The 9,972-nt window shown below is 44.2% G+C and carries 7 protein-coding genes; 5 read left to right on the top strand and 2 right to left on the bottom strand.

What is annotated here, in order from left to right; genetic code table 11:
- Window positions 1-179: 179 nt before the first annotated feature.
- Complete coding sequence (locus VK664_RS18380) at window positions 180-2,255, bottom strand: OPT family oligopeptide transporter (RefSeq protein ID WP_461400156.1); 2,076 nt, start codon at window positions 2,253-2,255, stop codon at window positions 180-182.
- 177 nt (window positions 2,256-2,432) lie between these two features.
- The gene (locus VK664_RS18375; RefSeq protein ID WP_461400155.1) at window positions 2,433-4,163 is read right to left on the bottom strand and encodes a peptide MFS transporter; all 1,731 of its coding nucleotides are present in this window, start codon (window positions 4,161-4,163) and stop codon (window positions 2,433-2,435) included.
- A gap of 210 nt (window positions 4,164-4,373) precedes the next feature.
- On the opposite strand from VK664_RS18375, the gene purD reads away from it, so the two are divergent.
- The 5 genes from purD (at window position 4,374) to VK664_RS18350 (ending at window position 9,712) form a co-directional block, all read left to right on the top strand.
- Window positions 4,374-5,654, top strand: a complete 1,281-nt coding sequence (gene purD, locus VK664_RS18370) for a phosphoribosylamine--glycine ligase (protein ID WP_461400154.1) — start codon at window positions 4,374-4,376, stop codon at window positions 5,652-5,654.
- A 163-nt stretch (window positions 5,655-5,817) separates the two neighbouring features.
- Window positions 5,818-6,858 carry a tryptophan 2,3-dioxygenase gene (locus tag VK664_RS18365; protein ID WP_461400153.1) on the top strand — a complete coding sequence of 347 codons (1,041 nt, stop codon included), beginning with the start codon at window positions 5,818-5,820 and terminating at the stop codon, window positions 6,856-6,858.
- A 361-nt stretch (window positions 6,859-7,219) separates the two neighbouring features.
- The gene (locus VK664_RS18360; RefSeq protein WP_461400152.1) at window positions 7,220-8,245 is read left to right on the top strand and encodes a rod shape-determining protein; all 1,026 of its coding nucleotides are present in this window, start codon (window positions 7,220-7,222) and stop codon (window positions 8,243-8,245) included.
- Between the two features lie 85 nt (window positions 8,246-8,330).
- Window positions 8,331-9,182, top strand: a complete 852-nt coding sequence (mreC, locus tag VK664_RS18355) for a rod shape-determining protein MreC (RefSeq protein ID WP_461400151.1) — start codon at window positions 8,331-8,333, stop codon at window positions 9,180-9,182.
- Window positions 9,179-9,712, top strand: a complete 534-nt coding sequence (locus tag VK664_RS18350) for a rod shape-determining protein MreD (protein WP_461400150.1) — start codon at window positions 9,179-9,181, stop codon at window positions 9,710-9,712. Before mreC ends, VK664_RS18350 begins: the two co-directional genes overlap by 4 nt.
- Window positions 9,713-9,972 lie beyond the last annotated feature (260 nt).

Here is a 9,972-nt window from a genome sequence, read left to right as displayed (position 1 = left end):
CAAAGCCGATCAAGGCACAAAAAGCCGAACGGAGACAACAGCAACCACTGGCATAAACAATGAAACTAACCACGGGACACAGCCAAACAAAAGCACCATCCCACTCCCAACGGAGCGAAGGAATGAAACAGAACTGTTGCTACATGAACCTGTTCAAAATCATAAGCAAAAATGTACCGCTATTTATGCAAATCGATTTTATCCTTCTTCATCGCCACCCGATAAAGTATCGTACACATAATCGCAAAGAAGATTACTCCAAGAATCTTATAACCGCTATCCCCAAGCCCAAGTAAAAGTCCATGCTCCATGTTTATTGTTGCGAGGAAACGTTCGCCGTTATCTGTGCCAGATAAGAAAGCTATAAGTACACCTGCAATGGCTCCCCCGGCAACAAGGCCGGTAGCAAACAAATTACCTTTGCCCAATTCTTCTTCTTCAGGCGAAGCCAAAGCCACTTCTTGTTTTGCTTTCCTGCTGTCGACAATTCCTTTGATGGCTCCACCTACAAATATTGGTAGCGTAGTTGATAATGGCAGGTAAGCACCAACAGCAAAACTGAGTGATTTAATACCACAGAGTTCCATCACAACGGCGATAAAAACACCGACAAAAATATATTGCCAGTCGAGCTTCTGCGATTGTATACCCTTGATGAGTGTAGCCATCAGCGTTGCCTGAGGCGCGGGATACTTATCACTACCTATAGCATGGCTAATTCCATTAGTTACCATTTCGCTGGTTGGACGATCAAGAAACTTCACAGTAAGTCCAATAACAACAGAGGATACGATGGCACCAATAAACAATGCGATCTGCTGGTTCCGTGGTGTTGCTCCCACGATATAACCGCTTTTCAGATCCTGTGAGGTGCCACCCGCATTAGCAGCAGCAATACAGATCATACCGCCAACAACCAGTACAAGCGGTTCATAAGCCGGGCCGCCCCAACCAACGCCTATAAAGATCAGGCTGGTTGCCATCACGGTGGCGATAGTCATACCACTGATCGGGTTATTTGATGAGCCTACCAGGCCCACTATTCTTGAAGACACAGTTACAAACAGTGCACCGAATATTACAACCAACACCCCGATCAATCCCTTTTGAAAATAACTGTCTCCCGGGATACCAGGTATCAGTGTAATAAGAAGCACAAGTGCAAGGCTACCGAATGCGACAATCTTAATATTCAAGTCTTTTTCAGTTCTCGGAACAGCACTGTTTTCAGAAGTGCCACTAACGTCTTTTTCTTTAATAGATCCCAGGCTGGACTTAACCGATTTTACAATCAACGGCATGGTCTTTAACAAGGTAATTATACCACCGGCAGCTACTGTACCGGCACCGATCTGGCGGATATAAGCATAATAGATAGCAGCAGAATAATCGGCAAATGTATGCGTGACCGGATCCCAGTTTCCGCGACCGCCGGGTTTGGTGATATCTGCCAGATAGCCAAGGCTAGCCAGTTGCACAGCGATTGCATCAGGTTGTACAAGGGTCGCCAGCAATGGTATCAACACCAGCCAGCTCAGCACACCACCTGCTACCAGGACGCCGGAAATCTTCGGACCGATGATATAACCGACACCAAGATATTCCGGAGTAATCTCCCCACTCACTTTTGCAGAAGGGAAATATTTGTTTGCTTTTTCTGTTGCAAAATAGGGCACTTCCGCAATTATATGAAACAGCTTTTGAAGGGTAGCATATAGAAACGCAACACCCAGTCCCCAGAAAGCGGTTTTTGCAAAGTCACCCCCTTTTTCGCCGGCGATGAGTACATCACCACAGGCAGTTCCTTCGGGGTATGGAAGATTTTTGTGTTCATTTACAATCAGCGCTTTTCTTAGTGGTATCATCATTAGCGTACCGAGCAGACCACCCACAATAGCGAGCACAAGTATGGTGAGATAATTAAAATATTCGGCACTGTTTGGAGCTGATAAAAACAAGAAACCGGGAAGCGTAAAAGCAACTCCTGCAGCAATACTTTCGCCGGCACTACCTGTTGTTTGGATGATGTTGTTTTCAAGAATTGTTGTCTTGAAAAATTTTCTGCCAAGCGTGATCGCAATAACTGCTATGGGGATAGATGCACTTACGGTGAGGCCCGCTTTTAAAGCAAGATAAACAGTAGCCGCACCAAATATGACACCGAACAAACTACCAAGTAATATGGACTTCACTGTGAGTTCCTTCATATTTACTTCTGCAGGAACAAAGGGCTGAAACTTTTTTTCTGGTATCATAAATACATTTTTATTTTATCCTGGGTTTCACCCCCGGGCTATGCGAAGTCAACCCCTACCAGGGTTGTGTAGCCCTGGAGCTATTACTCGATCGATTTGAAAACCCACTATTAAAACAAACGTCACAAAAACTTCACTCACCACTTATCACTAAAACTCATCACTCCTAACTCATAACTATTTTACGGTGCCCATTCTTTTTTCCATCCAGAATGATAACAGGTATAATAATATAGCGGCGATTGTGCTCATTACCACAAAGACCATAAAGAAATCAAATAGATTATTTATCTGGTAACCGAGGAAATCAGTAGATCCTTCGCTTGGCAACAATGCACCGAGTTTACCACCGAATTTGTTAGCCGCCGCATTTGAAATAAACCAAACGCCCATTAAGACAGAGCCAAATCTTGCGGGGGCTAATTTGTTCACAAGGGAAAGACCTATAGGCGAAACTGCCAGCTCGCCAATCGTATGCAGGAAATATAATCCAATCAGCCACAACATACTTGTTTTGCCAACAACATCTTTAACACCATAAGCTATCAGTAAATATCCAAGAGCCAGGAACAAAAGACCAATCGCCTGTTTTTTTGGGGAAGATGGTTCCAGGTTTTTTCTTCCAAGTCCTTCCCAGACCTGGCTCATTACCGGCGCAAGCAGAATGATCCACAAACCATTGATACTATTGAACCAGCTTGCCGGCACTTCATCGAGGTGATAAGGAGTTCCAACAATATAATGGTAAACTGCAAAAGCAAATGCACCGGCAGCGATGATGCCAAACAACATCTTAAGTTCCCGGGGTATTTCCATGATGCGGTATAGGAAATAATAAAGTACGAGCGCAAGGCCAATCAAACCCATAACCATGTTACCGAGCAAGGTATTAATGGTATAGGATCGGTCGACATTGTCGCGTGCAAATAATGTTAGTGATGAACCGGCCTGTTCAAATGCCGCCCAGAAAAAGATCACAAAAAAAGCCGCCAGGAAAATTACAATTACCCGTCCACGTTCGCCTTGAGTGAGCGATTTGTCTGAAATAATAAGTCCGGAAACGCCAATCGCAACACTAAAAATAAATGCACCAATCCAGTCTGAATCAAGCACAAAACGGAAGATTAGCAAAAGTGCAGCGGTGATAGCTCCCCAGATGGCCACATGCTTAAACGAAGACGCCGGTGATTCCCGGTTGGCTGCGGCGTTAGCGTTCCTCTCAGTAACCTGGTTTGGTACAATTCCAAGTCCCTGGCCGTCGGGACCGACAAGATATTTGTCTTTCAGCCAGATGAAAACTATGGTACCCAGGGCCATCGCAATGCCGGCAGATAAAAATCCCCATTTGAAGGCCTCCTGCACCGGGTTACCAGCAGCATCATATTTTTCGCCCAGGCCACCACAAATCAATGGTCCTATAAAAGAGCCGAGATTTATACCCATATAAAAAATGGTATAAGATGAATCAAGGCGCTTATCACCTTTTGGATACAGCTGGCCAACTAAGGAAGAAATATTTGGTTTGAAAAACCCCATTCCGAGTATCAGCACTGAAAGCGCGACCCACATGATGGTATGCGCAAGGTTTTTATCTTCAGTAGTGTAAGAAGCGCTGACAAACATCAATACCTGGCCAAGAGCCATCAGGAAGCCGCCACGGACTATTGAGCGCCTGTTTCCCCAGAGTCTGTCGGCAAAATATCCGCCCAGTAACGGCGACAACCAGATGAGGCCGGTAAAACTTCCGTAAACGTCATCGTTCGCATATTTGTCACTCCTCATCAGGCTGCTGGTAACATATAATACCAGCATGGCCCGCATTCCATAATAACTGAACCTTTCCCACATCTCGGCAAAGAACAAAACGAATAATCCCTTTGGATGTTTACTTGCCTGGGTTGACTGCATAAGAGCGTATTAGGGTTTAGCGCGTAAAATAAGATAAAATCCATTCGAAGCATTTCCTGCTTTAATTAAAATTCTCCAATCCGTTGCGAAATCCGAAATTCGCCGCTAAATCTGTATCAGTAAGGCCTGATAATTATTCATATTAACTGATCGTTATTCATATTAATTCATCATTATTCAATAACCAATAAACCAACCCGAACCCTATTTATGAATATACTACTGATAGGCTCCGGTGGCAGGGAACACGCCCTGGCATGGAAGATGGCGCAAAGCAAGTTATGTTCGAATCTGTTCATAGCTCCTGGCAATGCAGGCACAGCCTTATGCGGTACCAATGTAGAACTGAGTGTTACTGATTTTGACAACATCAAACAGTTCTGTATCAGTGAAAATATTGAAATAGTAGTAATCGGGCCTGAAGAGCCACTGGTAAAGGGTATAGTAGACGATTTCAAAAATGATCCGGCTGTTCAGCACATCCCGGTAATCGGGCCTTCTCAACAGGGTGCACAACTTGAGGGCAGCAAGGCTTTCGCTAAACGTTTCATGCAGAAATATAACATTCCTACAGCTATTTATAAGGAGTTTGATTCAACGAATTATGAGGAGGGTATACCATACCTGCAGGCTCATGAACTGCCAATTGTGCTTAAAGCAGATGGACTGGCCGCAGGCAAAGGAGTGATCATTTGCCAGTCGCACCTGGAGGCAATGAGTGAATATGAGTTGATGATCCAGCAAAGCAAATTTGGAGAAGCTGGTAAAAGGGTGGTGGTTGAAGATTTCCTGACTGGCATTGAACTAAGTGTGTTTGTGTTGACAGATGGGAAAAATTACGTGGTGCTTCCTGAAGCAAAAGACTACAAAAGAATAGGAGAGGGAGATAAAGGACCAAATACCGGCGGGATGGGAGCGGTTAGCCCCGTTCCTTTTGCTGATGCCAGCTTTATGCAGAAGGTCGAAGAACAGGTTATCAAGCCGACTGTGGATGGGCTTCACCAGGAAGGTATTGATTACAAAGGGTTTATATTTATTGGTTTGATAAAAGTTGGGGACGATCCATTTGTAATCGAATACAATTGTCGTCTTGGCGATCCTGAAACCGAGGTTGTGATCCCGAGGCTAAAGTCGGATCTCGTGGAGCTTCTTAAGGCAACGGCAGAACAGCAGCTGGACAAGGTTGCAATTGAAATTGATCAGCGTATCGCCTGTGCGGTGGTTGCCGTTAGCGGTGGGTACCCTGGAACCTACGAAAAGGGCCTTGTGATCACGGGGCTTGACAATGAAGTGCCGGAAGAAAGCCTGATTTTTCACGCCGGAACGGCAAATGTTAATGGAAACACGGTTACCAACGGCGGCAGGGTTTTGTGTGTTACATCTTTCGGTGACTCAGTTACAGAAGCGGTTTATAATTCCAAGTTGGTGCTCGGAGAAATTAGCTATGACGATATTTATTACAGGAGAGACATAGGTTTTGAGTTTGAATGAGCGACATAAAAAGTGGTGAGTGGTGAGTTGAGTTATGAGTGAGTTGAATTAGAGTGTTGGTGAATTAGTGCATGTTGGAATTTAAGTTGCAAATATTGAATGGGACACAACCCCGACAGGGGTTTACTTCGCATAACCCTTGGTGAAACCCCGGGAAAAAAATATGACTATTCATTACAGCGATTACCTGCAGCTAGAAAAAATTCTTGGGGCGCAGTTTCCTGAATCTGACAAAACAGCGGAGCCTGCGCACGATGAGATGCTGTTTATCATCATCCACCAGGCTTACGAATTGTGGTTTAAACAATTGATTTTCGAAATTGATTCGGTGCTGGGAATAATGAAGAAGCCGGCGATTAACGACAACTCACCTGAAATGCAGACAGTCGTTCACCGATGCTCAAGAGTGGTAAGTATACTGAAATTGCTGGTCCACCAGATCGACATCATGGAAACCATGACGCCGATGGACTTTCTCGATTTCCGGGATCTCCTCCGACCTGCTTCGGGTTTCCAAAGCTGGCAGTTTAAGTTACTCGAAGCCAAACTGGGACTTGCTTTTGAACAAAGACATGGTCAGAATTATTATATCTCTCAATTAAGGGAAACAGAAGTTGCGGCCATACGCGAAGGGGAATCTGAAGTATCGTTATTGCAACTGGTCAATAACTGGCTCGAAAGGATGCCTTTTTTCCGCGAAGCTTCAAACTGGGAGCATTATTCGCGCCAGGTAAATACGGAAGTGGCAGTGGAAGACATATTCTGGACCGACTACAGGCAAATTTATGCAAATGGGCTTGCAAGCGTCGAAAGTGTTAACCTGGCTCATTTTGACAAGGTTTTTGGACTGGAGGCCGGCGATGAGTCGAGGGCTATTTCCCCCGCAGCCAGCCGGTCTGCCCTTTTTATCATGTTGTACCGGGGTTACCCAATGCTTCAGACGCCTTTCCAGCTACTGAATAATCTGCTGGAAATAGACGAACAACTGAGCACCTGGAGATACCGGCATATGAGCATGGTGCACCGCACCATCGGGACAAGAATTGGCACCGGGGGAAGTACCGGTCGTGACTATCTGAAAGGCGCTCTTGACAAACACTATATCTTCGCTGAACTGACGCGGATGACCAGTTTCCTGATTGAACGTAAGAAATTACCCTTACTCAGCCATGAAATGGAAAAAAGATTAGGCTTCCTGGTGTAATTATAGCTTTTGCAGCGCCATATTTGCAAATCCGATTATTAAAACAGGTTATATAACATAAATATGATTTTAGCGTTTAGAGATCGGGCCGTGTTTCGGCATAACAGTAACGTATAAACGAAGATCGATACAACGGCACGATAGAATAAGAGGCGAAAGTGAATGTGAGACCGCTGATGATATGTTTAGTTAATCACAGATAGTGTGGCGAATTGGATGAAATGCAGATTTGACGCGATTTTGTAAGGATTATTTCTGTGGAAAAAATACTTACAAATCAATAGGTTGACTTTGTTAATTCGAATTATTTCCTTCAATTTTGCAGGCATTAGATTTAAATCCAAAATCTGACCTTTATAAAATGGGCTTATTCAATTTTCTCACTCAGGAAATAGCAATGGATCTGGGTACCGCAAACACCCTAATCATACATAATGACGAAATCGTCGTGAACGAACCGAGTATTGTGGCTTTAGACAGGAACAATCCAAAAACGGTACTGGCAGTTGGTAAGAGGGCGCTGATGATGCATGAAAAAACCCATGAAAGCATTCGAACCGTAAGACCTCTGAAAGATGGTGTAATTGCAGACTTTAACGCGGCAGAACTTATGATCCGCGAGATGATCAAAATGATCTATCCAAAGAAACCACTATTTCCGCCGAGCTGGAGGATGATGATCTGTATTCCTTCCAGTATTACCGAAGTTGAGAAAAGAGCTGTTAGGGACAGTGCTGAGCAGGCCGGTGCCAAGGAGGTTTATCTCCTGCATGAGCCTATGGCCGCTGCACTGGGTATCGGTATCGATGTTGAAGAACCGGTTGGTAACATGATCATCGACATTGGTGGCGGTACTACCGGTATCACCGTTATTGCGCTGGCAGGTATCGTTTGTGACCAGTCAATCCGTATCGCCGGTGATGAATTTACCGCAGATATCATGGAGGCACTTCGCCGATACCATAGTTTACTAATAGGGGAACGTACTGCTGAACAGATCAAGATCCAGATCGGTGCTGCCATGAAAGATCTGGAAAATCCCCCGGATGACATCCCGGTTAACGGACGTGACCTTGTAACCGGTATTCCAAAACAGATCATGGTTAGTTACCAGGAAATTGCCGAAGCGCTCGATAAAAGTATCTTCAAAGTTGAGGAAGCGATATTAAAAGCACTTGAAATGACTCCTCCCGAGCTTGCAGGTGATATCTACCGTCGCGGTTTATATCTTACGGGGGGTGGGGCATTACTTCGTGGACTGGATAAAAGACTAAGCCAGAAAATCAAACTGCCGGTACACGTTGCAGATGATCCGCTGAAAAGTGTTGTGCGCGGGACTGGTCTTGCCCTCAAAAATTATGACCGGTATCCTTTTATCATGCGATAAGAATTGCGGATAATTTGGGTTATCGCTAACAGCGTTTGATATTTGTTATCCTTAACTTGGACATCTAAAACGAGAAAACCTATCTGTGCGTAATATATTTCTCTTCATCAGAAGATATTTCAACTTCCTCTTCTTCGTGGTGTTGCAGATTGTTGCGCTTTCCTTTCTTTTCAGATATAACAAATTTCACGAAGCAGCCTTCATGGGTATTGCCAACGAAACTACCGGGATGGTTGGCGCCAGGTTCAACAGTGTTGAATATTATTTCAACCTTAAAAGAACCAATGATTCACTTGTTAAGGAAAATACCAATCTGAGAAATGGTCTCCGGCAAAACTTTGATAATCCTGACACCACCCAGCGTATTGTTGCAGACACAATGCCTTATGATACGCTTGGCCATGTGCGAAAGTATATGTGGCGCCCGGCAAAGGTAGTAAGCAATACGGCTACGTTGCAGAACAACTATATTACCATAGAAAGAGGGCTCAACCAGGGCATCAGGAAAGATATGGGTGTTATCAGTTCAACTGGTATCGTTGGAACGGTAGTGGACGTGAGTGCGAATTATGCTGTTGTGATGAGTTTGCTTCACCGCCAAAATCGCGTGAGCGCAAAAATGAAAAAGACCGGCGAAACCGGTACCATTCAGTGGGACGGAGAATCACCATTTTTTCTTACCCTGATAAACGTTCCTAAAAGTGCACCGGTTGCTGTTGGAGATTCCGTGATAACCAGCCAGTATTCATATCTTTTTCCGCAGGGAATCATGGTGGGAACTGTAGCAGCAATTGTAGAAGACAAGACCAGTAATTTTTATACGATGAAGGTTAAGCCAGCTACAAATTTTTACAGCCTTGAATATGTTACGGTAGCTGAAAACCTGATGAAAGATGAACAGAAAAAACTGGAGGAGGCATCCAGGAAAAATCAATGAGTGAATTCTTAAAAAATATCATCCGGTTTGCCCTGTTTATACTGATACAGGTCTTTGTGCTGTTCCAGGTGCCTTTTCTGCACCGGTTTATCACTCCTTATCTTTATTTTCTTTATATACTCTGGCTTCCTTTTAATATGCCAAGGGTCGGCCTGACCCTGGTTGGTTTCCTGCTGGGATTGTCACTCGATTATTTCACCAAGACACCGGGCTTACATGCGGCCCCCTGTGCTTTGATCGCTTATGTGAGACCTTTTCTTGTAAATATCCTTATCCAGCAGGAAGGTGCGGATAAAAACTACCGCTCGCCTTCAATAACCAGCATGGGATGGGCGCCTTATGCCACCCTTGTTTTTGTCCTTACCTTACTGCATACCGGCTACCTTGTTTTTCTTGAATATCTTAATGTTGGTAGCTTTCTTTTTTTCCTAGGCAAGGTATTGTCGACAACGGGGGTTAGTCTTTTACTCATCTTTGTTACAGAACTACTCTTCTTCAGAAAAGAAAAGTTCCGCACGAATACGGCATAGCCTTCTGATAAACATAAATTCTTTACCTGGGCGACGAATTCATTTTTTTCTAAATTCCACTTGAGTTTTCGAAACAAACTCTGAAGAACCTCCAATGCAAATACGGTAGTGGTTCCAGATTAAAATATTCTTGAGAACCCAAGGTAAATACTGAAGAACTTGCTGCCATCTGCCAAAATATATGAAACCTTTTTTATCCAAAAACGTCTGGCTGCGAGCAACCTGACAACTTTCAAGCGATTATTAACGTCACTAATACA

The sequence above is a fragment of the Flavitalea sp. genome (assembly GCF_035489435.1).
Taxonomy (GTDB): Bacteria; Bacteroidota; Bacteroidia; order Chitinophagales; family Chitinophagaceae; genus DATHKG01.
The sequence above is the reverse complement of the archived record's forward strand: the minus strand, read 5'-3'. Positions and strand labels throughout refer to the sequence as shown.